This window comes from Hyphomicrobiales bacterium (genome assembly GCA_030688605.1).
Taxonomy (GTDB): Bacteria; Pseudomonadota; Alphaproteobacteria; order Rhizobiales; family NORP267; genus JAUYJB01.
In genome coordinates this window covers 25,670-46,574 of the sequence record JAUYJB010000002.1, presented here as the reverse complement: position 1 = coordinate 46,574, position 20,905 = coordinate 25,670, and the positions used below count along the sequence as shown (strand labels likewise).

At 63.4% G+C, this 20,905-nt stretch carries 25 protein-coding genes; all 25 read right to left on the bottom strand.

What is annotated here, in order from left to right:
- Positions 1 to 1,199, bottom strand: a 1,199-nt coding sequence (locus Q8P46_00500) for a hypothetical protein (GenBank protein MDP2618651.1), incomplete at its 3' end; no start/stop codon positions are given.
- A complete protein-coding gene (locus Q8P46_00495; GenBank protein MDP2618650.1) occupies positions 1,186 to 3,495 on the bottom strand; it encodes a transglycosylase SLT domain-containing protein in 2,310 nt (769 codons plus the stop codon). The genes Q8P46_00495 and Q8P46_00500, both read right to left, overlap by 14 nt.
- Positions 3,488 to 4,009 (bottom strand): hypothetical protein, encoded by a 522-nt coding sequence (locus Q8P46_00490; protein ID MDP2618649.1) that lies wholly within the window; start codon positions 4,007 to 4,009, stop codon positions 3,488 to 3,490. Before Q8P46_00490 ends, Q8P46_00495 begins: the two co-directional genes overlap by 8 nt.
- Positions 4,010 to 4,013: 4 nt before the next feature.
- Positions 4,014 to 4,445: a hypothetical protein gene (locus tag Q8P46_00485; protein ID MDP2618648.1), complete on the bottom strand. Its 432-nt coding sequence runs from the start codon at positions 4,443 to 4,445 to the stop codon at positions 4,014 to 4,016.
- A complete protein-coding gene (locus Q8P46_00480) occupies positions 4,442 to 7,876 on the bottom strand; it encodes a hypothetical protein (protein ID MDP2618647.1) in 3,435 nt (1,144 codons plus the stop codon). The genes Q8P46_00485 and Q8P46_00480 overlap by 4 nt, the downstream gene beginning before the upstream one ends.
- A 66-nt stretch (positions 7,877 to 7,942) precedes the next feature.
- Positions 7,943 to 8,233, bottom strand: a complete 291-nt coding sequence (locus tag Q8P46_00475) for a hypothetical protein (protein ID MDP2618646.1) — start codon at positions 8,231 to 8,233, stop codon at positions 7,943 to 7,945.
- 3 nt (positions 8,234 to 8,236) lie between these two features.
- The gene (locus tag Q8P46_00470) at positions 8,237 to 8,845 is read right to left on the bottom strand and encodes a hypothetical protein (GenBank protein ID MDP2618645.1); all 609 of its coding nucleotides are present in this window, start codon (positions 8,843 to 8,845) and stop codon (positions 8,237 to 8,239) included.
- Positions 8,846 to 8,868: 23 nt separating this feature from the next.
- Positions 8,869 to 9,462, bottom strand: a complete 594-nt coding sequence (locus Q8P46_00465; protein ID MDP2618644.1) for a hypothetical protein — start codon at positions 9,460 to 9,462, stop codon at positions 8,869 to 8,871.
- A gap of 35 nt (positions 9,463 to 9,497) precedes the next feature.
- Positions 9,498 to 10,670, bottom strand: a complete 1,173-nt coding sequence (locus tag Q8P46_00460; GenBank protein ID MDP2618643.1) for a sulfotransferase — start codon at positions 10,668 to 10,670, stop codon at positions 9,498 to 9,500.
- Positions 10,643 to 11,494, bottom strand: coding sequence for a hypothetical protein (locus Q8P46_00455; GenBank protein ID MDP2618642.1), 852 nt, complete (start codon positions 11,492 to 11,494; stop codon positions 10,643 to 10,645). The genes Q8P46_00460 and Q8P46_00455 overlap by 28 nt, the downstream gene beginning before the upstream one ends.
- Before the next feature lie 70 nt (positions 11,495 to 11,564).
- The gene (locus tag Q8P46_00450; GenBank protein MDP2618641.1) at positions 11,565 to 12,215 is read right to left on the bottom strand and encodes a hypothetical protein; all 651 of its coding nucleotides are present in this window, start codon (positions 12,213 to 12,215) and stop codon (positions 11,565 to 11,567) included.
- Between the two features lie 15 nt (positions 12,216 to 12,230).
- Positions 12,231 to 13,124 (bottom strand): phage capsid protein, encoded by an 894-nt coding sequence (locus Q8P46_00445; protein ID MDP2618640.1) that lies wholly within the window; start codon positions 13,122 to 13,124, stop codon positions 12,231 to 12,233.
- Positions 13,125 to 13,352: 228 nt separating this feature from the next.
- Complete coding sequence (locus Q8P46_00440) at positions 13,353 to 14,351, bottom strand: hypothetical protein (protein ID MDP2618639.1); 999 nt, start codon at positions 14,349 to 14,351, stop codon at positions 13,353 to 13,355.
- Complete coding sequence (locus Q8P46_00435; protein ID MDP2618638.1) at positions 14,351 to 14,527, bottom strand: hypothetical protein; 177 nt, start codon at positions 14,525 to 14,527, stop codon at positions 14,351 to 14,353. The genes Q8P46_00440 and Q8P46_00435 overlap by 1 nt, the downstream gene beginning before the upstream one ends.
- Entirely contained in the window at positions 14,496 to 14,912 is a 417-nt protein-coding gene (locus Q8P46_00430; GenBank protein MDP2618637.1) for a hypothetical protein, read from the bottom strand. The genes Q8P46_00435 and Q8P46_00430 overlap by 32 nt, the downstream gene beginning before the upstream one ends.
- A 23-nt stretch (positions 14,913 to 14,935) precedes the next feature.
- On the bottom strand, positions 14,936 to 16,555 hold the full coding sequence (locus Q8P46_00425) for a portal protein (GenBank protein ID MDP2618636.1): 1,620 nt from the start codon (positions 16,553 to 16,555) through the stop codon (positions 14,936 to 14,938).
- Between the two features lie 4 nt (positions 16,556 to 16,559).
- Complete coding sequence (locus tag Q8P46_00420) at positions 16,560 to 16,850, bottom strand: hypothetical protein (GenBank protein ID MDP2618635.1); 291 nt, start codon at positions 16,848 to 16,850, stop codon at positions 16,560 to 16,562.
- Positions 16,847 to 17,068: a hypothetical protein gene (locus Q8P46_00415; protein MDP2618634.1), complete on the bottom strand. Its 222-nt coding sequence runs from the start codon at positions 17,066 to 17,068 to the stop codon at positions 16,847 to 16,849. Before Q8P46_00415 ends, Q8P46_00420 begins: the two co-directional genes overlap by 4 nt.
- Positions 17,046 to 17,504, bottom strand: a complete 459-nt coding sequence (locus Q8P46_00410; protein ID MDP2618633.1) for a hypothetical protein — start codon at positions 17,502 to 17,504, stop codon at positions 17,046 to 17,048. Before Q8P46_00410 ends, Q8P46_00415 begins: the two co-directional genes overlap by 23 nt.
- Positions 17,491 to 17,895: a hypothetical protein gene (locus Q8P46_00405; GenBank protein MDP2618632.1), complete on the bottom strand. Its 405-nt coding sequence runs from the start codon at positions 17,893 to 17,895 to the stop codon at positions 17,491 to 17,493. Before Q8P46_00405 ends, Q8P46_00410 begins: the two co-directional genes overlap by 14 nt.
- A gap of 7 nt (positions 17,896 to 17,902) precedes the next feature.
- Positions 17,903 to 18,505 carry a DegT/DnrJ/EryC1/StrS family aminotransferase gene (locus Q8P46_00400; protein ID MDP2618631.1) on the bottom strand — a complete coding sequence of 201 codons (603 nt, stop codon included), beginning with the start codon at positions 18,503 to 18,505 and terminating at the stop codon, positions 17,903 to 17,905.
- Between the two features lie 547 nt (positions 18,506 to 19,052).
- Entirely contained in the window at positions 19,053 to 20,024 is a 972-nt protein-coding gene (locus Q8P46_00395) for an SDR family NAD(P)-dependent oxidoreductase (protein MDP2618630.1), read from the bottom strand.
- Between the two features lie 7 nt (positions 20,025 to 20,031).
- Positions 20,032 to 20,271 carry a hypothetical protein gene (locus Q8P46_00390; protein MDP2618629.1) on the bottom strand — a complete coding sequence of 80 codons (240 nt, stop codon included), beginning with the start codon at positions 20,269 to 20,271 and terminating at the stop codon, positions 20,032 to 20,034.
- 162 nt (positions 20,272 to 20,433) lie between these two features.
- Positions 20,434 to 20,637: a hypothetical protein gene (locus Q8P46_00385; protein MDP2618628.1), complete on the bottom strand. Its 204-nt coding sequence runs from the start codon at positions 20,635 to 20,637 to the stop codon at positions 20,434 to 20,436.
- On the bottom strand, positions 20,637 to 20,876 hold the full coding sequence (locus tag Q8P46_00380) for a hypothetical protein (protein ID MDP2618627.1): 240 nt from the start codon (positions 20,874 to 20,876) through the stop codon (positions 20,637 to 20,639). Before Q8P46_00380 ends, Q8P46_00385 begins: the two co-directional genes overlap by 1 nt.
- Positions 20,877 to 20,905: the final 29 nt, after the last annotated feature.

Sequence of the window (20,905 nt, the reverse complement as noted above, 5' to 3'; positions counted from 1 at the left end):
CGCCCGGCACGTTCCGCGACAATCCGTTCGGCCTCGACGCGGAATATCGCCTCAAGTTCGACGGCGTTCTCTCCGGTCACCCCAGCCTTGGCCATCGATCCCCGATAGCGCGCAACCAGCGCCTCGACACTGATTTCCGGGACCGACACCGCCGGAGCGATATCGTCGGCAATGTCCGGTGCGGCCTGACGATTGATCGCCTCGATTTCGTCCGCCACGGCTTCAATGCGTTGCGCGTCGATAGCCTCGGCGGCTGGCGGCTCGCCCCGACCCTCGCCACGAAGCGTAGCCCGCTCTTCCGGACTGAGCGACGGAACGGCCGACTCGTCCCCGGCCACCCTTGCCGCAACCGCCTCGCCACGAAGTGTAGCGCGCTCTTCGGAGCTGAGTCGTGGGATGACGGACGAATCGTCCGCCGCGACCGCCGCACCACGCATCGGCTCGACAAACCGGCCCTCGACCGGCGTAGGCGGGATACGCTCGCCCGTAACGGCGCGCTCCACCGCCCGCCGCCCGGCATCCCCGGCCCGCGATGCCGTCTCTCGCGCCGCCTGACGCCGCGCAGGGGCGGTAATCGCCTCGATGCCGGTCTGTACCGCACCCGGCAATGCCACGCCTAGAGCCGCCGCCAGGGCCGTCTGGGATGGCGAATATTGCTCCTGTAGCCCGGCCTTGATGCGAAGCGCCTGTACCACCGGATCGATGGCGACGTTGATCGCAGCACCGGAAGCCCCGGCCCGCAGGATGCGCGTCAGCGCGCTCGCCCCGCCGGTCACCAGTCTGGTCGGCAGCGCCGTGAAGGTCTCCGGGGACAACGCAGCGCCGGCAAGATGCGCAGCCACCGCAACGGTTGTCTCGGTCAACCCGCGCGCCGGGCGCATTGCGTTGTATCGGGCTTCCGCCTCGTGGATGCGTTTCCCCCGCAGGTAGTCCTCAACGTCTCCCGGATTGGTGAAGTCGACCTCGTCCTGATCGCGGTCGAAAACGACTGCTTCACCGGCGCCCAATATCGACATGCGGCGCCCGGCCTCGAAATCGATATTCCACCGCTCGCTCAGCGACCTCGCCTCGCCGAATCGCGGCGCGCTCAGTTGCGGCGTCCGCAGGAGCATCTCCTGATACGGATTCCGGCCGCTCGCCTGCGTATGGCTTGGCGCGGCCAGTTTTCCTGTTGGCAGAAGCGGGCTACCTTCGGGCATTCCGAGCCTCCGCCGGTACCTGGGCCTCGCCGTACACTGCGATGAAGTCGGGCAGGCTTTCCGGGAACTCTCTCAGGAACTGCAATGCCGTCATGTCGGGGACCGGATGGAGGGTTCGTCCGCCGCCCATCAATTCGTCGATCGCAATGCGCTGACCGGCCTGAAAGTTCGGATCGCCGCGCAGCATCTGGAAGATCGGATCGGTCTGCCCGGACAGCGTATCGGCGGCGTCTTCCATCGCCCCGGTTTCCGTTGCCTCGTCCAGCGCGGAGACCGTGGCTTGATCGACACCCTGCCCGTCGACAATCTGGCGAATGATGCGGGATGCGTAGAATGCCTTGTCTTCGCTCTTGACGAACTCGCGCACCACCTGCCGCAAGGCTTCGTCGGCGTAGTCACCGAAGGTTTCCTCGATGCCGGCCACCATCTGATCGAAGCGGCTGTACCATTCGTCTTCGCTCGCGGTGCGGATCGGCGCGGCGATGCGCTTGGCCTCATCACTGGTCAGGACCGATGCAAGGTCTTCCTGAATGCCGATGCGCGATTGTGCCGCGAGCCTCGCTTTCATCAACGCGGCCCACGATTCCGCCGGCTTGGCCTGATCGAAGGCTTCCGCCGCCTGTTTCACCTCGGCCAACTCGGCGACGCTCAGCGCCGGATCGTCGTTGCGCAGTTTGACGATGCGATTGGCTTCCTTCTCGACTTGGTCATGCAGCTTTTCGGCGCGCGCAAACCCGACCTCGCTCGGCCTCGGTTCCAGCACGTCGACTCTTCCGGGTATCTCGTCGGACGGCATCTCGGCCATGTCGCTGACCGCGTCGTAATAGGCGCTGGCGTCCTCACGTTTCTCCCGCCACGTATCGATCTCGTCCTCATCCAAGGCGGCGCGCACCTGCTCGAAATCTACGTCGAGCGGCTGGCCGCTTGCCCGGATCGAGGCTTCGTCGTCGTTCATCAAGGTGCGGTAGGCCGCGCGCTGACTGCCGCGCGCCGACGCCACCCGCTTGCTGAGCGTGATCGCCGAATCAAGCGGCAGCCCGGCGGCATTCGACGCGATCTCGCGGCCTTCCAGCGCCCCACCGGCCGCGTTCATGCCCTGCTGCATCTTGCGCTTCGCCCATGCAAGGACGTTGGCGGCCGTCATGCCCTTCAGGTGCGGATTGGCGGCGATGACCTGTGGCGTCAGGATTTCCGAAAGCTTCGTATCGGCATCGGACCTGAGCACCCGAATGGCGTCGCCCGACCCGAGAAAATGCGCGAGATAGACTTCCGCCGGAGTCGGTTCCGAACCAAGCGCCCGGCGGAGACTGGCCGCATTCGCGGAGATGAGCGCCATCCCGCCTCGGGCCTGATCCTCGACGGTCGCCGTGCCTGCGTCTGCCGGAAGCCCGAACTCCCGCGCCGTCCCGGCCGTGAACTGGAAAATGCCCGACGCCGTCGATTTCTGATTGTCCGCCTTCGGATCGAGGCCGCTTTCGATTTGTGCGATGGCCAATGCGACGGCCGGGTCGACGCCTTCCTCCTTCGCCACATCGATGATGGTACGCGCTACTTCCCCTGCCCCCTCGCCGGCAAAGCCGGTCTCGCGATCGATAATCGCCTGCGCCTGATCGTACTCGCCTCTGGCAAGATGCCCCTCGACGACCATGGTGATCGTCGTTGCTCTTACGCCGTCACGAAAGGCTTTGGCCTTGTCGGGTGCCAGAAAACCGGAGACGCTGTCGGCGACCGCGTTGGCCCGTTCCAGTCCGCCTGAGAGATTGCCACTCCCCGCGGCGCTCCGCGCGATCTCCTGAACGTTTTCCTCGGCCGACGACAGAAGCAGGGAAACACGCTGATTGTGCGCGGTCAGCGTCGCCCGTCGCGCCGACGATATCCGCACGTCGCGGGACACGCTCCCGGCCCGCTCGATACCTTCCGGGCTCGGACTGAACTTTCCCGACTTGACGAGCTGGTCGATAACCTCGGCTTCGGTCTTGGCAAGACGCTCGTCAAGAATGGTCGCGAACCTGGGATCTCCGGCTTCCGGGCTATTCAGAGCCTCCGCTTCGATCTCGGCGGCGCGCTTGCCGTATTCGAGATGGAAGGTATCGGCGAACACGTCGTCTTCGGCGCGCTTGCGCTTTTCGTGAAGCTCAAGACCGATTCCGGCGACCACGCCCATGTCGCGGCTGAAGCCCTGAAGTGCAGAACCACGGGCGTCCTCGACAAAGGCCGGGATGGCGCGCGCGCCGGGCGCCGTGCGGACGCCGGGACGCGGGATATCGGCCGGACCGAGTTGCGGACCCTTAGCCAAACTGCACCCCCAGCGTGCTCAGCGTATCGCCGAACCCGGCAAACCCCTTTGCCGCCTGTCCGATGCTTGCGATGGTCCCCGCCTTTCGCGTCAGTCCGGCATTGATGCGCGATGTCTTGGCGCGGCGGGTCAGAAGCGTGCCTTCCTGTCTGAGTGTCGCCGCCTTGGAACGGCCGGTATGCAAGACACGTTGAACGCCGAGTTCGATTTCGGCGAGCGCCGCCTGATCGACCAGTATCGGCGAGCCTTCCAGTGTAAACCCGGACCCGGCCATGACGGCCCGCGATGCCGCGACCCGCGCCGATTGCGCACGGCGAAAATCGACGGCATCGCCCTCGGCAGTCTCCATTTCGGCGACCGCTTCCTGTTCCGCCACCTTGGCGTTGAACAGATCGACCGCCGCCTTTTCCTCATCCTGACGCGCCGACGTTTCGGCTTCGAGCTGCGTTCCGGCGATACCGGAGACAAGGCTGATGCCCTGTGCGACGAGTGTGAGCGCGGGCAAAAACGACATCTGGTCATCCACCCCGATAAAGAACCCATTCGGCCGCGCCGCGACCGTCCGGAAACCAGAACGGCTTGAACGCCGTCTCGATCTCAAAGCCGAGCATGGCGGTCCAGCGCATGGCCGGAGCAAATGCCGGATCGACATAGGCTTCGATGCGCGGATAGGACTGGGCACGAAGCACCGCGCTCACCGCCCTGTGCAGCCCGGCAAAGCGCCGCGTCTCGCCTTGCTGAAGCAAGGCCCACGTCACCGCCCGCCATTCGTGAACCGGAATGATGCCGGCGCAACCGACCAGATCGTCCCCGGACCAGAACGAATAGTGCGCACCCAATTGTATCGCCGTGGCCAGTTGTCCGCGGTCGACCAGCGGGACCAGGTATTCCTGCCCGCCAAAATTCTTCAGCCGATCGAGGTCTTCGACGCGGAATTCTTCAGTCCTCATGCGGCGCGCGAGGGCTGCCTGTCGAGGGTATTGACTATCGGCGCGAGGCCGAGCAACGTGAACGGCAGCGGCGCGTTGCCTTCGCAGTAAAGCCGCGCATCGCCGGAGTAAGCCCCGTCGGTTTTGGCGCCGGTTTCTCCGGTGTAGAGCGCAATGGCGGCGTTCGGATCGGCAATCGCCGGCAGTATCTTGATGTCGTAGAGGGTGTGCTGGCGGCGGCCGAGTTCGTCGTAGTCGACGGTGGTGATCTTGAACGGCCCGCAATCGAGAAGGACTACACCAATGCCGGTGATGATCTTGACCTTGTTGACCGATGTCCCTGCCCTTGCCCCGACCGCGATCTTCAGGCTCTCGTAGGAATGCGTGTAGCCGAGGCCGACATGAACCTTGGACGCCGCCGTGGTCAGCGTGATCGCGCCGGAGGCAACCGTCTTGTCTGCAATCACCTTGCCGTCGGCAAGCACCTTCACCGTCTCGCCTTCCAGATGATCGAGGCCGCTGATTGTGGTCGCCGCCGCACCGTCGTAGGTCAGCCCCGAATCGACGTAGAAGGCGTCCTGCTGCGCCGCCAGCACCGCCGTCTTCCACAAGGCTTCGGTCGTGTAGTCCTCGCGTAGTGGCCCTTCAAGCGTCTTTTCCATGAACTCGACGTAACGGACGGTACCACCGTCAACAGTGCGCTTGACGATCATCCACAGTTCGTCGCGCTCGTCCGAATCGTACTGCTGATTGGCGTCCTCGGCGCCCGGAATAACCGCCAGCGATTCGACGACCGCATCTCCGGAACCGAACGTCCCGCCGATGATCGATTGCGTCCAGCCGAGAACGTCGTGCTGGCGATTGTAGGACAGCGCCGCCAAGCGTCCGTCATCGCGCCGGCACCAGATGATCGAATAGGGCCTGCGCTGGAACGCCATCTCCGCAACCGGAGAACGGAAAATGTGATCGGCCAGCATCGTCAGGTCGGTCGCGACGAACGAGTTGTCGTCGAATTTGAATCCTACGTCGTAGACCTCGCGGCGCGAGCGGTCGGCGAAGATCGTGATCTGGTTGACCGAGACATGGCGAAGATCGGCGGCGGAGATCGCCGTGTGCTGCTTCGCCGACATATCGAGTGGCGTCACCACCGGGCCGGACGATTCGACCACCCATTCGCCGCCCGCTGTTCCGACCAATAGTTGCCGCTGGCCGTTCATCCAGACAACCGGATCGATCTGCACCGACTCGATGGTCTTGTCGATGGCGTCGTCGTCCTCGATCGTCGCTGCCCCATCCGAAAAACTGTCCGGCCGCATGTTCTGCGGCAAGCCGGATTGCGACAGCCACAACGACTGCGGCTTGGCCGGGGTATTGGCCAGCACCGCCCGGCCATCGAACCAGCCCATCACCTTCGGGTAGTCCTGATCGCCGCCCCACGCACCGAGTTTCCAGTCTTCGGTCGGCGCTGTAGAGGCAAGATCACGCAGCACCAGCATTTCGACTTCGTCGGTGCCAACGAATTCGGTGATGACGCCGTAGCCTGGCTCGCGCCCGGCCCACGTCATCCGCAAGAGCCTGCCTACATCGGCCGATGTGAACGGTGCAAAGCCATGCGCGGTCACGGTAACCGCGCCGGTTTTTGCCGTTGCCTGAAGCAGATGCGCCGCCTGATCGTAAACCAGACAGCCGCCGACCGCGGCGCGGTTCTGGTCGTACTCGTCGTAGGTGAATTCGATGTGCAATGCCGAGGCGGTCGTGGTGAAGACCAGCGAAGTCCACCCCGGCAACAGGGTCGTATCGATGTAGGCGTCGCTCGCCGGCGCCGTTCCGAACCGGACCTCGACCGGGCCGGCGGCGATAATCAGAATGTGCGCGACATGCAGCGCGTCACTGGTCGTCACCGCCGATGTTCTCAGTCTGGCATTGCCGCTGCCCGCCGACGTTCCTGGATCAAGCTCGGCGAAGCTGCCGACGTTGCTGTGCTCGACATAGGCATCGCCGGCAGAGGCGTCCGACCAGTCCTTCATGCCGTTCAGAAACAGCGGGTTTGGAATCCGCTGGACGGCATCGAAGTCATGGCCGTTGTTGGTGGAAAGGTACGGCCCGTCGGTAAAGAATGCCTCGGTGATCGACCACGAGCGATGCCCCCGCCGTTCCAGCCGGCGCGGGCTGTAGTCCGGATGCAGCAGGTAGACCACGTCGGCCGCCTGAAACGAACGCAGTTCGGCAAGATCGGCTTCGGCGTATGGCGACACCACCTCCATCGGCGCATTGTCGATGAAAGCGACGTTGTCGATGTAGATGCTCTGCGGCGGCGAATTCTGGTTGCGGAACTGGACGTAGAAGGTCGTCGCGCCGGGAGTGAACTCGATGGAGTGCTCGCCGGCCCCCAGCAGCACTTCGGAAAGCACATCGGCGGCCAATGACGAAGACCCGACCTGAAACCCGACCTTGGCATCGCCCCGGCTGGCGACCTTGAACTTCAGCACATGCACATTGCTGATGTTCCCAGCCGCGACCGTCACCTCGTCTTCGGCCCACGAGATGTCATCGGAACCGAGTGAAATCCCGAATGCGATATTCCTGACGACGCCCCAGCCGTTGGTGGTGGTGTTGTTGGTATAGCCGGTGGCGTCGACCGTCGCCGCATCGTCGCCGGCCTTCCAGTAAAAAGCGTAGCCGCTCGGAGTATTGGCGGCCGAGGCCCGAATGCGATCGGTCGCACTTGAATTGAAGACGTGAATCGAGATGACGAGCGCCCGGCTGGCGTCGTGCTCGAAAGCAATCTCGTCGGTCGTCACCGCCGTGCCGGCCGATATGGTGCCGCCCTCCGCCGTACCGCCGTTAAAGGTCACCTGCGTCGGGGTCGAGGCGAAGTCGTAGGGATCGCCGGATACCGCCTGTTCGCCGACGTAGACTTTCGTGATCCGCAATGCTTCCGAATTGCTGGCGCGAAGCGTCAGCCGGATAACCGATGAATTCTCGGTGATGACGCTGGCCGGAAGCACCAGCCGGATCGTCCGGTTGGCCCAACTGTTGCTGTCAACCGTCAACGACGGCGCAATGCTTTCCGTCCCGTCATCGCGGCCAAGCCGCATCCTTCCGCCTTCGTCGGTGTCGTGCTGGATCAGGCCGTTACCGGTCGATCGGTCGTCCCATCCGGTGATGTTCGCGGCGAACGTTCCGTTCGCGATTGCCGCATTGGTATCGTCGACTTCGATCCTGCCCTGCCGGCGATAGACGCGGGCATAGGCGTCGCCGAATTCCAGGGTGTAGGAATCGTCCTGCGAATAGCTGAACGGCAGCAGGACGGTTTCCTTGCTCGAATCCTTGACCTCGGCGACAAAGCGGGTGCCGGGCCTGCGCGTCACTCCGCCCTGCGGAAACAGGATCAGATTGCGGAGACGCTTGGCAGCGTTTGGCGTCCGGTCAAAATCCGTCCGTGCTTCCATCCGCGGCGAGAACTCGCCGCTGTTTATGCTTGCAAAAAATGGGTTCGCAGCCGCCACGGATAACCCCTAATTCCCGAGCAGCGACTTGTAGCCCTGCTGACCGAGCGTGGCGGTCAGCGCCTCCGTCCCGATCCGCGACGTTCCACCGACCGGAGAGACCGAAACACCGCCGGCCCCTCCGGACGACGGCCGGACGGAAAAGCCGGGCACCGAACCGAGCGTGCGCCTGCGGGGAATCGGCCGGTTGGTGACCTTGGCCGGATCGCGCCCCGTCGGCTGCTTGGCCGTGGCCAGAACGCCTGTCCGGCGGGTCGAACCGCCGAAGATGTTGCCGATGAAGTCGAGAACGAACGCCATCTATCAGGCTCGCGATACGTCAGGATGTCTGCTGGTCGACCATGAACCTTCCGCCATTTGCTCGGGCCAATCTTCAAGACCATCAATTGCCTTGGCCCGCGCCAGCTTGCGGTGAAACGCGCGGTCGGTCAGTTCGGCGAGCGACGCCGACAGACCCAAGGCAGCGCCCATGTCGCGCGCCAACTGGAAGGCCAGCACGTCACGGAACGCCGCGCTCCACACGTTCACATCGTCGAGATCGAAGACGTAGCGAATGTAAATCTGGTTGGAGTTGGTCAGCAGAACGCGGTCGTCGCCTTCCTGGTATTCAAGGCGATAGGGAACGCTCGCCTCGTCGTCGTCATGCGGGTGGACGCTGACCATGCGGATGAAGTCGTCCGGCAGCGGATAGGCGTAGTCGTAGCCGAAGGTCGGATCGGTGGCGGAGGCGGTGAGCTGCGCCCGCTTGATGGCGAAGTTCCATGTGTGCAGGTTGAGGCAGTCGCGCCGCACCTCGGGGAACAGGTCGCGCGCCACCTGCGCTTCCTTGGTCGTATCGCTGGCAAGGTTGGTGAGCCGCGTCGCGCCGATTCTCCGGAGCGCCAGGTTGACGATATCGGTGTTCGTTGCCATGGCCGCCTCCCGTACTTACGGCTTCAGGCCGCGACCTTGCCGCCGACGATGTAGGCTTCCGCCGCCGCCTTGGTCGGGAAGTCGGCGACCACCACATCCCCTGCGGAATCGATGACGTTGAACTTGCCGCCGAAGGCGCGCTTGACCGCGAGTCCGGCAATTCCGGTGACGCCGCGGTCCATCTCCCGCTTGCGGAATTCCTCCGCCTGTTGCCGGTCGCCGAATTGCTCGATGACATTCCCGGCCCGGTCGCGGACCTCGAAGTTGTTGTTACCGACCGTGACGATGTCGAGTTCGACCAGAGGCGCACCGATTGGAATCGGCTTGGCAGCGGGAACCGTCGTGGTCTCGCCGACACGGATCGCCTCCAGAAACTTGCCCTTGGCGACGATGCGGTACGTGGCGACTTCCTTCAGCCGGCGCCAGTCGTTGCCGACGCGCTCGAAGGAACAGACGATGACCTGATCGCCGGGGTGCATGGAACCGTGGGCGCCGTGCAGCGCCAGTCCGGGATCTTCCTCGATCTCGGAAAGCGGAACAGGAATGCGGGCCTCGTAGTGCTGCGAGAACGGCATGCCTTCCGACATGCAGATATCGCCCGTGGGAATACGGTACATCGATTGCTCCGGGTGTTGAGGAAATGAAAGGACGCTCAGAGGCGGCCGGTGTCTTCGAGGCGTTCGAGTGCGGCGCGGAAGATTTTTCGCGGTTCGATCAGGTCGATCGGCGACATAGTGACCTTGTGCGCCTTCTCGTTGATGCGCGTAGCGAAGTGTTCGACGGCATCGGCAATGGGAATATCCGCCCCGGTGAAGTCGAGAAGGCGCGCGATCTCATCGCGGTCCTGCGCAAACAGCCGATCGGACGATACTTCGAGATAGCGATCCGGGCCGACAACCCGACCGACTGCCTGAGAAAAGACTTCGGTGAAACGGATGTACCAGGCGATGCAGGCGGGCAGATCGTCGTCTGTCATGTAGAACCGGAACTCCGGAGAGAAGGTGGAGTGCATCGGCCGAAGCTGACTCCCTCCCCACTGGTTCTTGGTGAAGAACGATTTGAAGACCGCGTCCGCGTCGCGATGGATATGGACGAACTTCGACTCCTTGTGGATAGCCGCAAAGACCGGGGCGAAGATCGTGTCGAGATGGTTGAGACCGATCATCGGCCTGTTGCAGGACATCGCGCCAAGCCATTCTGCGGCGCGCGTTGCTGACCATAGCAACGCAGTCCTGTCGCCATCGAACCGCCCGGCCATCAGGCGACTCATCATTTCCCATCGCGTCGATGAGGACAGAAGCCACCAATAGGTGTGATACGGGATCAGCCCGGATCGCGCGAAGAGATGCAGTAGCGAAACGGTCCCGCAGCGACCGGTCGACAACACGAGCACATGCGGCAAGTCGCGGACGATATTCTTCGAGTGATGAAGCGGATCGAAGCCTTCAATGAACGCCCGGATATTTCGCTCCAGCAGTTCTCCATCGATGAGCGGCGGCGTCATGCCCCAACGCCCCAGCGACTCGGCGGATGTCTCAGGCAGGACGAACGAGACGACGCAATCCTCGGTCGGTGCTACCGTCGTCACCAGCCCACTGGCGCGGCCGACGTTGTGTCGAAGGACAGACAGGTCCGGACTGACGGACAACTCGACGGGTAGAAACCCGTCGGCTCGGACGTAGGCCGCGCGCGCCTCGTCCACCCGACCGGCTTGAGCATGCTGCCAGCCATCCACAACAGCGCTGATCAGGCTGTCGGCTTCCTCCCCGATCCGGTCTGGAACGACGGACAGTGTCTCTAAGGAGCCAGATAGTCGGAGACCCACTGCTGCTCCTCCCATTTTGCCTCCGCCCGAACGATGTCCTGACTGAGACGCGCGGACGTATCCATCAAGCCGTCCAGTTCGCGATGTAGTTCCTTCATGCGCTGCTCCGCATCGAAACCCGACTGGAGCGATTGTTCGATAAGGCCCAACATCGCCTTGTTCTGCGCGATCATCGTGCGGGTGACCCGCAACGAATTCTCCAAGGTGGTCATGTCGCCTCTGGTCGCCTTCTGGCGAACCGCCAGCTTGCAAAGCAGAGGATCGTCCTGCCACAGCGGGTAGGGGACTGGCTCGTAAGCCAGTCCTCCAGAAGCCAGCCGTGTCACCCCGACGCCAAGGACGCGCGCCACGTCGATGAAATGGCGGAAGCCAGATCTTTGCTGGCGATATTCCGTGCCGTACTCCATCTCGACGCCGAAGATCGCGATCTCGCACGCGCCGGGGGTCGCCACCGTTCCCTCCGGGACCATTTCATCCAGGGCGAGCGCCATCATCCATGCGAAGGATGAAGTCATGAAAAACGTGCCGAACCGGTCGACGATGCGCTGATAGGGATACTGCGTGACGTTCGGAGCAAGGTCCGGCTCCGGATAGAGCATGACCAGTTCGGGAATGTTGTGGGCGAAGCCCTTCAGTGTTGCCCGCCACGTCGCCGCCCACTGTTGCTCTTCCCCGTCGAGCCGGTGCATTTCGAACCATCGATCGGCACGGGTGACATGGGCGGCGCGAGCACTGACTCCCCAGATTTGCCAATCTTCCTCAGCGAAAGGTGCATGAACTCCAGAGCCAGAAGTGCCGATAAGGGCAATGCGCCGTTTCGCCATGAAACCTCTCTCCGTCAATATTCAAAAGCAGAAAGGCTCGCGGAGCCGAAGCCCCGCGAGCCCGTCATCACTAGGAGCCGGCGAGCACGACGCTCGCACCGGCGCCGGCCGAAGCGGACGCACCCGTCGCCGAAAACTCCAGCGCACGAATACGCCAGCGAGAAGTCGAGGTTCCCACGACGTGGAAGCCCTCGCCCTCGCGGGCCAGCCGGATACGCCGGTTGCCAACGGCGTCGTAGGTGACGCCAGTGCCGCCACCCAAGCCAACGCTGATGTCGGACGCGCACGCGCCGGCATCGAAGTTGAACGCCTGCGTACCGGAATCCACCTTGCGCACCAGTACCTCGGCGCCGGGATACGGCGTCGGAAGCACGTTGCGCGTGGCGGTAGCGATCGAGGTGCCAACCTCGTACATGCCGACGCTGAGAAGATTCAGCACGCCGGAGGTGCCGGTTGCAAACGTCTGGATCGGCAGATTGCCGCCGGCAAACTGCGTGGTCACCGAGCCCGAAGACACGGATGCTACACGCAGGAACATATTGCCGTCGGTGCACTGGCACCAGATCAGGTCGTCGGCGACGAGGTTCAACCCGTCGTCCGTGTTGTTGAAGTAACCGACTGCGGCGACGGTCGCCATCGCGTCGTCGCCGGCGTCGTAGGTGTACGACAGATCGCCGGGCGCACCCGCGCGCAGATGAAGATTGCTTGCTGTGAAAGCCATGGTTCAATCTCCTTTCTACGACGCTGCCGTCGGCAACGTGGTGGTATCGTCGAGCGTCAGTTCGAAGACGCCGGTGTCGTCGATGAGACAAGCACCGCCACTCATCATGTGGTTGACGAAGTGCGCGGCCCGGTCACCGTGCCAGGTGATGTCGGCAGCCACCGCCTGATTCTCGGCGGCGTTGCCGGCATGCGCCCCGGTGGCGTATCCGATCGCGTTCTTGTGCCACGCGAACCCCTTGGTCGATGCAGCGTTGAAGTTCGGGAGTCCGGTGTGGCTGGTCCACAGCGTGTTCATCCAGCGCCGCCAAGTGAAGCCCGGAACGCCCTGTTCGAAGGGCTGGTTGTCCGGCCGCACATAGTCGGCATTGGCGAAGGCAGGAACCTTCATCGCCGCCGCATACGCAAACGGCGTAAGGGCGACGAACCGCTGTCCGTCGTTCGGGACATCGGTTTCGTCGAGCGCTGCGATCGACAGAAGCAGCGAGTTCTCGACGGTATGGACCGAGGTGAACGTCCAGCTCACCGCTGTCTGGGTGGTAGCGTCCAGAGCGGTGATGATCTGCGAGTCCACCTTGCGGCCAAGCGCCCAAGCACCGCCTTGCGCGATAGCCATGCGCTCGTCGATGTTGACCTTGGCCTCGTCGAGCTTGTCGACCCAATCGCCGGCGTAGAAGTCGGCGAGGGTACACTCGATCGCGGTGTGGTCCTGGTTCATCGGAGTGATGACGCCGTGACGCGCCTTCACCGTGGCAGTCCCCTTCCCGATCTTCTGGAAGGTTGTCGAACTGCCCTTGACGTTGTCCTTGGTCCGGACTGCGGGACGAAGGTAACCACCCTGTCTTTGAAAGACATCGTGGACCAAGTCCTCGTATTGCCGGACAAAGGCTTCCGTAATGGTCGTAGCCATTTAACGGGATTCCTTGTCAAACGAGTTGAGAGGAAACCCGCATTGAGTAGCCATCGGCGCGACACCTTGGCGTAGCCGCGTGAAGCGGGGGCCGGTGCCGTGACGACAGGGTCTTTGCGAAGGTCGTGTGATGCGACGGCTCGTGTCCGGGGCTCTTTCGAGGTAGCCGGGACGATCCGAAGATTGCGCCCGCCTTTTCGGGGCAGGCGAATTCTTTGAGGCTGAGAGTCAGGCAGCTCGCGTCTGCGAACCGATGATCGGCGCACGGCCGTAAGCGGCCTCGTACAGTTCCGTGAGCTTCTTCTGGTGAGCCGGGTCTTTGTAGCCGGCCGATCCCACCGGAACCGTGCGGTTCAGTTCGGCGATCTGATCCCGGATCGACGCTTTTTCGTCCGCGGTCGAGCCGATCATGAGGTCGCCTTCGTCGGTACGTCGGCCGATGGTCGCGAGGAAGCGGACGATCGCCGGATGATCGCCGAGCATGCCGCCGTCCTTGATTTGGGTCGACGACAGGAACGTCTTGAAATCTTCCCCGCCGAGGACTTCGGCGGCGCGGTTGGCGAGGTTCAGGTGCGGCTCGTAGTCGGCGCCCCATTCCTTCTTGAGCGCCGTCACCGCGTCTTCCTGGGCCTTGGTGATCTCCTGCACGGCGACGGTCTGAAGATCGTGCGACTTCTGGAGGAATTCGCCGATGAGGCCGTTCAGGGCCGCCGCCGGGACACCATTGGCATGGGCGATGGGCAGGACCATGTCGATGATCTGCTGGTCGGCGTCGGTGGCCTCCATGCCGTCCGGAAGCTCGATCTTGTAGTCCTCCGGCTTGTCGGGGACGCCGAGGGCCTTGCGGTACTTGGCCTTGTCCTCGTCGGAGGCGTCCGGACCGGGGAGCTTGATGCGCAGCGAGACCTCATCGCGAAGCTTGAGCGTGGTCTGGACCAGATCGCCGGGCGAGGTGAAGCGCTTGGCGTATTCGGCCAGCTTGGCATCGGCAATGCCGGCCCGCCAATCGACCGGAGCCGTATCGTCTTTCGTCTGCTCACCGGTCTTGTCTTCGGTCTTCTGCTGCTGGCCGGCGTCCTTGCCGTCAGCGTCCGCCTTGTCCTTGCCGGCGTCATCACCGGCCTGCTTGCCGTCGTCCGTCTTCTGGCCACCGTCGTCACTCAACAGGGCAAGGTCGTCCGCCGTCAGTCCGTCTTTTCCTTCGGTACCTTCGTTCTCGCCTGCCATCAGGAATCACCTTTGATGTTGGCCAGAGCGTCCGCCATGGCCTTCCGTTTCTCCATCGCCGCACGCATGCGCGGCTCGTCGCGCTTGATTTTCTCGGCTTCGATCAAGGCGCGCAGGTCGCTTTCGGCCTGCCACTCCTTGTCTTCACCGGTCGCCATCGGTTGCACCATCTTCATTGGGCGTCCTTTCCACGGAAATCGGATCCATGACCACGAAACAGCGCTGTATCTCCGCCATCACCCGGCGCATGCCGGTCTTGAAGGCGAGGGTTCCGGGCTTGTCGGCGTCGGCGAGCGTCGGCGGCGGGTCACACATCACCGCGATCTGCGACAGAACCCTGCGGCCTCGGTCGCTCCCCGCGAACACCGCGATGAAATCCGCCGCTCGGTCCTGTTCGCCGTAGCCGTTCCGTCCGACACGGACCTGGGGCAGGGATTCGAGCAATTCCAGAAGCTCGGACTCGCCGTAACGTTTCCGGCGTGACCCTTTGCGTGACGGCTCAACCTTCGCCTTCGTTCGTTCGCGGTAGCGTTTCTGCCGTTCGGCTGGTGACAGGGCCAAGCGTTATTCCGTTATGAGGGCCGTCACGCCGCCGCTTGCGGCATCATCTCGGCGATGTTGCGCGCCGCCTCGCTGACCGGCTTGGCCGTGGCGAGCGCGGCCTGTTCGGCGGCGGCTTCGGCATTGGCCTGCCGGTTCTTCTTGACTTCGTCCTGCGGCAACAGCCAGCGGGCAGGAACCCCGCCCCACTCCGGCGCATCGCGGACGACGCGGTCGCTGTCGAAGTTGTCCATGATCTCGGGCTTGTGAGCGACCAATGGCGTCAACAGTTCCAGCGAGCGCGACAGGCCAGCGATCTCAAGCTGCTTGCGGGCCTGCTGGATCGGCGACTGGAAGCGGAACGATACTCTCCGGTCGATCATGACATCGGGGCGCTCGGGGAAGGCCCCTGCCCGCTCCATGATGCCGTAGACCCGGTTGACGACTGCGCCGATGTAGTCGGTCTCCAGCCTCCCGAACACCGGGCCGATGGTGCGGATGAACTCTTCCTTGCGCTCAAGGATCTCGGTCGCCGTCATCTGGCGCCCTTCGATCGGCAGGTTGAAGACGTTCTTGAAGAAGGCCGCCTCGACGTTCTTGCGGTAGTCGTTCTGCATTTCCCGGCCGAGAGGGACGTTGGTCGACACCGGGAAGGCCCCGACCGGAGGCTGACCGCCGGAGTCGGACGTGTCGATCACGGTGATGCCACCCGGAAACGTCCTGACCGGCGACAGGACCGCGTCGTTCTGCACCCAGATCGGCGGATCGACCGCGCGCTGGCCCCCGACCAGAAGCGTCTTGCCCATTGCCTGAAGGGTCTGTGAATCGGGCAGCGCCATCATGCCCGGCGAACGGGCGTAGACTTCGCCGGGAGCCGTATCCCAGCGTGGCACGGCGGCCGGGAATTCCTCGAAGCCGGTCTCGGCGACGAGCATCTCGCCCTTGATGTCGAGCACCGCCGAGGCGAACGGCATGTTTTTGACGCCGATCCGCGAGGCGTCCCGGTCCTCACGCGGCAGCACGATCTGCGCGAACGGGAAGCGGGCGTCGGTCTTCGGGCTGGCCAGAGCCTCGCTTACCAGCCGCGACGGTTCCTTGCCGGCCCGGTCGTAAATCGCCTTGGCTTGCCTTGCCGTGTAGGATTCCTCGACGGTGACCGTGTCGATGATCCCGTCCTCGTTCTCGTCGATCGCCACCTGCGCATTGTGGAAGGCGCGGAAGAGAAGCCCGTTCCGAAGCCGGTTCTGCTGTATCCACAACACGCCCCAGCCGAAGCAGGCAAGGTTCAGGTCGACTTCACCGGAGCGCTGGATGAACCGGGCGTCGTCGCGGTAGATCGCCTTCCACATCCGGTCGCGGACGATCTCGTGGTAGCGCTTGACCGAGTCGTCGTCCTCAAGATCGTCGTCGACCGCGCCATCGAACCAGTTCGAGGTCTTCGGCTTCATCAACCCGTCGAGGGTCGAGGCGAGATCGCGGAGCGCCAGCCGCGGAGTCCCATCGTAGATGTCGGCGCCGCGCATTTCGGCCGCACCGCGTCGTCTGACGAAGTCCGCCCGGTTGGGCAGGAGTATGTCGGCCAGTTCCTGCCAGTACGACATCCACGGCTCGCGCCGGCCGATCAGGCTGGCGTGGCGCTGGCGGAGGTCGAGGAAGAGGCTCATCTGGTCAGGCGCCGACCAGCGTCTTGCGGGTCACGCCGGCCTCGGTACCGGGCTTGCCGAGCGACAGCCTCAGTCCGCTGATGCCACCGCCCTTGGCGCGAGCGCGGGTGGCGATTCCCGCACGCTGTGCCCCTGCGGTATCGGAGACGGCGATCGGCGCGCGCGGCGGCGCCTTCGGTTCCGGCAAGGGAACCGGCTTCGGGGGCTTGGACTTGAACAGGCCGCCGAGCAGGCCGCCGATTCCGGCGAGCGCCGCAGGATTGGCGAGAAAGGAGGTGAGAAAGGCCATGGTCATCGTCTCCACTTGTGGGGGTTGAACTTCTCGCCCCACTTGTGCGGGTTGAACGGATCGGCATTCTCGATCTTCGCTCTGCGCAACCTCAACAGCTTCGGATCGTTGGCGTAGCGATCCTTCTGGACAGCGCGGTCCTTGAGATAGGCGGCCAACGATTTTTTCGTCCAACCGTTGGCTTTTTCACCGTCGTTCGGCTCAATGGACTCGGCGTCGGTCATCGGCGAGCGTCCTGACTGCGGTTTCCGGACCGAGCGACTCGATGATCTGGTCGCAGTGGCGGTCGGTCAGGCGGTCGCCTGGGTGGGCCTTGGCGTGCGCCCGGCGCGTGATCTGTCTGAGCTGCGCCAGGTCCTTCTTGTCGAGATCGGTGGCGAAGCCGGTTTCCCTCAGAATGACAGGACGGCCGGCGGCAACCTTGGCCTCGGCAACGAGCAGTCGCACGTCGGGGCCTGAGATTTGATCCGGAACGCTCGGCACCCTGTCATCGCCGGGCTTCTTTTCGACGAACGTCAGCGGGCCGATCTCGACGTTGTGATTGCGTTCGGCTTCAGAGACGATGTCGGCGCAAACCACGGTCTTCCAGTGCTCGACTTCGCGGGCGGTTTCCGTCCCCTTCATCCAGATCGCGATCTCGATCATGTCACCCGGCTTCATCGAGGATCGCTTTCTTCGCGGCGTCGAGCGTAATCAACCGGCCGTAGATAGGCGAGGTTAGGCGCTTGGCGACATAGGCGAGGCACTTCCGCTTGTGCTGGCGGTTGGTGCCGGGAACGCCGGCGAGAATGTTGAACTCGGCGGCATGGGCCGGGATTTCCTCGGCCAACCGGAACGCCGGATCGTCGATGTAGCGCCGCCACCAGCCTTCCACGTCGTTGCCTTGCCGGCGGCCATGCACTGCCTCGTGGGCGATCAGTTCTGGACCGATCACGATGTTGTGCGGATTGAAGACCCGGTCGCCCCACGCGAAGATCGGATTGCGGCCGGAGATATCGAAGGCTGCGGCGATCTCGGTATAGATCGGCGGGTAGTCGACGACGATGCGCACTGCGTGGCTACCGAAACACAGGAGCCTGAGATAGATCGGGATAATCCGACCACGGCAGATCGTCGTTGTGGCGGGGCAAAAGCGCCAGTCTGGTCAGACCCTCGGCCGCATCTCTCGGCATAAGGTACGCATGCCAGCCGATCATGTCGAACACGTCATCCTTCGGAGCCACGCCTTCCGTTCTTCCGTCGAAGCGCGCGCGCTTCAGCCACGCCGCCGCTTCCGGATCATCCAGCAGGACGGCGCCGCCCTGACCGATCGACAGATGCTTGGTCCAGTGGAACGACAGACACTGCATGGCACCGGCCCGGTACATGCCCGATGTCAGTCTCCGGGCCGAATCCCACAGCGGCAACGGGGCGCACTGGTATTCGCCGCGCCAGTCTTCATCGCGAAAGGCGATCCGGTGCCCGGAGTTCAGGACGGACATGCCGACGCCGACGTAGGTCAGCTTCGGAATCGTCACCTCACCCGCGCCGCGCTGCTCCAGGAACCACGCCAGCGCCATCAACAGCGCCATGGTGCAGGACGTTGTCGCCACGGCGTCCGGGGCGCCGCAATACTCGGCAAGCGCCTTTTCGAAGTCGCGGACCACGGCGAACGGGTTCATGCTGTCAAGTTAGCCGCGCATTCAACTTGGCTGCCTGCGGGTCTTTGATTGGCGCGCTGCTCGACCCGCGTCGCCCACTTGACGTTTCCGGGCTCGTAGTTCCCGTCGTTGTCAATGCGTTCGATGGTCAAGTTTGGATTGGCCCTGCGTCCAACACTCAGAAGAAATGCCTCGAAATTGCGACTCCAATCATCACAGACTCGAATGCCACGCCCGCCGTAGTCCTTGTACGACCGATGCTTGGGGTTATTGCAGCGAGCGAGCATCCCCTTCCAGATTTCATACTCTGGAATATGCCCACTGCCGCGACTCTTGCCGTGCGTTCGACGAAGGCGGGAAGTCGTTTCTCTTCTTAAGCAGCCGCACGATGCAGTGGTTCCGCTTCGAAGGTTATTGGTGATTGCGTCGATTTGCCCGCCGCAATCACACCGACAGCGCCACTTCGAGATCAGGCGTCCCGACCGCTCCCGATGAACACCCTTCAGATATTCCACTGCGGTTAGCCTGCCAAATCGCCGGCCAGAATGGTCAACAAAATTCCTGTCGTTCATGCTGCTATGCGCTCTTTGGCTGAGTCCATGGTTGCCAACAGGCCCTTCAACTCCTCAACAGACAGCCGACGTGCCTTATCGCTCGTAAGAGCGCCAGACAGGATTGGGGCAGGCTTCTCGGGCTGCGCATTTGCGACCCAGTAGTTTCCGATCTTCACAAACGATCGCGCTTCATGCTCGTTGACGATAGCCTCGTGCAGTTTTTCGGCGGGGCGAAGCCCTACGGTGTACCCCCTCGCTCCTACGGCGTCAGCCAAGTCGCCAACGCGATAGGCTGGCATCTCTGGCACCACGACTTCCCCGCCTCTCATCTCGCGAAGCGTCCACATGACGAGATCAACAGCTTCCGCCATCAGAAGCCAATACCGCGTCGCCTCCGGATCGGTGATGGGAACCGTCGGTCGGCCAGCTGCAATCATCTGGCGCCAAAGCGGGATCACACTGCCTTGGCTTCCCGAAACATTTCCGTAGCGACAAGCGGCGAACTTGGGGCCATACGCACCGGCATAGACACCCGCCGCAGTGAAGAGCCGTTCGGCGCACAGCTTGGTGCTTCCGTACAGCGTATTTGGTGAACAGCCCTTATCGGATGAAATACCGACGACTCTCTCGACCTCCGCCCTTAGCGCGGCATGCACGACGTTGTCGGCGCCAAGAACATTGGTCTTGATCGCCTCGGACGGATCAACCTCGCATTTGGGCACACTCTTGAGTGCCGCCGCATGGATGACGGTATCGACTCCCCGCATCGCCAGTTCTAGGCGTTGGACATCCCTCACATCGCCAAGCAGAAATCGCATGCGTCCGTCAGGATCGATCGGCTTCAGCGCCCGCGCCATGGCTTCCTGCGCGTGCTCGCCGCGCGAAAAGACGATGATGCGCTCGGGCTTTTCGACGGCAAGAAGGCGACGCGCGAGGGCATTTCCAAGCGAGCCAGATCCTCCGGTAATCAGCACAGACCCGAACATGCGCGCGTCAGGCAGCCATCTTGTCGAATGACACGCTCTTCTGCATGGCGCTCAGTTCAGCGGCGGCCCACCACGCGGCATTCCAGCGCGTCGTGTCCCAATGCTTGCCCGACAGCCGGGGCGCTTCCGGATGTGCGAAAAGCATCTGATCGCCCATCGCCTCGTAGATCGCATTGAACAGTATGCGTGCGTCCTCCGTCCACTTGGACCACATGGACTTCGCAACCCTGTGTCGGTTCGCAATCATCTTCGCAGCTCCTTCTGTAAATCAACGACTTCAGGTGTTGGCGCGCGCGAGTAGCCATGCCTCGCGTCCAAACGCGCCTGCTTTCGCAACACGGCCTGCTTGATATCCCGCCCCGTCGTTCTGGGCCGCGGGTGAGAACATGGACGCGAGTGGAGTCTCGATCTATTCCAGAACCATGCCCTTGCCGTCGCAGCGGGCGCAGCGCGGTTGCAGGGCGGACGTGAGCGACGGACGCGGCGTGTCACCACGGCACTTCGGACAGAGCGTGTAGAGCGGTCCCATGCCCTTTGGGCGGCGGGTCAGGCGGACAGGCTCGGGTTCTGGCGCGGGTTCCAGTTCGGGCTTGAGGGCGCGGACGGTGCCCATCACTTCGGTTCCGTCACCATCGGGATGGTCCTCAGTGCATAGCTCTCAAGGTCCGCTTCCCGCGTGCGGCCGAAGACGTAGCGCATTGCCACGCGATTGAGGCCGACGTCGCACCTTGGGCACAGACCGCGCGGCCGATTGCCGTCGGCGCAGATATTCCATTGGTAGCGGCTCGGCTTGCCGCAACGAGCGCACGGCACGCGACGGATGCCGATGGCCGTGTACGGCTTGCGCCTCACTCAGTACCCCGGCTTTGGTTTCGGACGCG

Excerpts from the sequence above, each read along its gene's own strand:
- Q8P46_00445 (MDP2618640.1), bottom strand. The coding sequence starts at position 13,124 with ATGGCTACGACCATTACGGAAGCCTTTGTCCGGCAATACGAGGACTTG.
- Q8P46_00390 (MDP2618629.1), bottom strand. The coding sequence starts at position 20,271 with ATGATTGCGAACCGACACAGGGTTGCGAAGTCCATGTGGTCCAAGTGG.
- Q8P46_00490 (MDP2618649.1), bottom strand. The coding sequence starts at position 4,009 with ATGTCGTTTTTGCCCGCGCTCACACTCGTCGCACAGGGCATCAGCCTT.
- Q8P46_00395 (MDP2618630.1), bottom strand. The coding sequence starts at position 20,024 with ATGTTCGGGTCTGTGCTGATTACCGGAGGATCTGGCTCGCTTGGAAAT.
- Q8P46_00385 (MDP2618628.1), bottom strand. The coding sequence starts at position 20,637 with ATGGGCACCGTCCGCGCCCTCAAGCCCGAACTGGAACCCGCGCCAGAA.
- Q8P46_00410 (MDP2618633.1), bottom strand. The coding sequence starts at position 17,504 with ATGAAGCCGGGTGACATGATCGAGATCGCGATCTGGATGAAGGGGACG.
- Q8P46_00465 (MDP2618644.1), bottom strand. The coding sequence starts at position 9,462 with ATGTACCGTATTCCCACGGGCGATATCTGCATGTCGGAAGGCATGCCG.
- Q8P46_00455 (MDP2618642.1), bottom strand. The coding sequence starts at position 11,494 with ATGGCGAAACGGCGCATTGCCCTTATCGGCACTTCTGGCTCTGGAGTT.
- Q8P46_00485 (MDP2618648.1), bottom strand. The coding sequence starts at position 4,445 with ATGAGGACTGAAGAATTCCGCGTCGAAGACCTCGATCGGCTGAAGAAT.
- Q8P46_00440 (MDP2618639.1), bottom strand. The coding sequence starts at position 14,351 with ATGGCAGGCGAGAACGAAGGTACCGAAGGAAAAGACGGACTGACGGCG.
- Q8P46_00475 (MDP2618646.1), bottom strand. The coding sequence starts at position 8,233 with ATGGCGTTCGTTCTCGACTTCATCGGCAACATCTTCGGCGGTTCGACC.
- Q8P46_00470 (MDP2618645.1), bottom strand. The coding sequence starts at position 8,845 with ATGGCAACGAACACCGATATCGTCAACCTGGCGCTCCGGAGAATCGGC.
- Q8P46_00450 (MDP2618641.1), bottom strand. The coding sequence starts at position 12,215 with ATGGCTTTCACAGCAAGCAATCTTCATCTGCGCGCGGGTGCGCCCGGC.
- Q8P46_00420 (MDP2618635.1), bottom strand. The coding sequence starts at position 16,850 with ATGACCATGGCCTTTCTCACCTCCTTTCTCGCCAATCCTGCGGCGCTC.
- Q8P46_00435 (MDP2618638.1), bottom strand. The coding sequence starts at position 14,527 with ATGAAGATGGTGCAACCGATGGCGACCGGTGAAGACAAGGAGTGGCAG.
- Q8P46_00415 (MDP2618634.1), bottom strand. The coding sequence starts at position 17,068 with ATGACCGACGCCGAGTCCATTGAGCCGAACGACGGTGAAAAAGCCAAC.
- Q8P46_00480 (MDP2618647.1), bottom strand. The coding sequence starts at position 7,876 with ATGGAAGCACGGACGGATTTTGACCGGACGCCAAACGCTGCCAAGCGT.
- Q8P46_00425 (MDP2618636.1), bottom strand. The coding sequence starts at position 16,555 with ATGAGCCTCTTCCTCGACCTCCGCCAGCGCCACGCCAGCCTGATCGGC.
- Q8P46_00400 (MDP2618631.1), bottom strand. The coding sequence starts at position 18,505 with ATGAACCCGTTCGCCGTGGTCCGCGACTTCGAAAAGGCGCTTGCCGAG.